1 protein-coding gene is annotated in these 693 nt (G+C 67.0%); it reads left to right on the plus strand.

The genetic code is table 11. The features are described 5' to 3' along the window. Nucleotides 1–89: 89 nt before the first annotated feature. Nucleotides 90–693: alpha/beta hydrolase (locus tag GTW58_RS13340; protein WP_168023589.1), on the plus strand; the 604-nt coding region annotated here is incomplete at its 3' end.

Here is a 693-nt window from a genome sequence, read left to right on the forward strand (position 1 = left end):
GTAGGGTAGACGCGCATGTGCCCATTCTCCCACGCCGGAGGCTCACCCCCCGGGCACCGGCATTGGTTCGAAGGTGAGGTCCGTTCGGCATGATCTGGAACGACGACGTCCTGGGTCAGGACTTCTCCGCCACGACGGTGCCGGTGCCGGGCCGCGGGGCTCATCGCACGGCCACCGTCGTCCGGCACAATCCCAGCACCCGGGCGGAATCCCGCGGAACGGTGCTCTACGTGCACGGCTGGTCGGATTACTTTGCCAACCCGGAGCTTGCCGTGGCCGTCCAGCGTGCCGGATTCCGCTTCTACGCCGTGGACCTGCACGGGTACGGCCGCAATCTGACGGACGAGGTCCTGGCCGCGGGAGACGTGCCGGGCCTGGCCGAGGACTTCTCCGAGTACCAGCCGGATTTTGATGCCGCCAGGGAGGTCATCGCGCGCGACGGCGGGCGAATCGATCCTGATCATTTGGTGGTCGTCGCTCATTCGACGGGCGGGTTGACCATGTCCTTGTTGCTCATGGAGCAGCCCGGTCAGGTGGCGGGCCTGGCCCTGGCCACGCCGTGGATCGCCCCTCAGGGGTTTTCCGGCATCGACCGGATCATCCTGGCCCTGGCCCCTTTGCTCCCGAAGCGCCTGACGCTCATGGAGCTCAAGGTCCCGTTGAACTCGAACTATCACCGGGTGCTCTCCCGCG

The organism is Kocuria subflava (assembly GCF_012163155.1).
Taxonomy (GTDB): Bacteria; Actinomycetota; Actinomycetes; order Actinomycetales; family Micrococcaceae; genus Kocuria; species Kocuria subflava.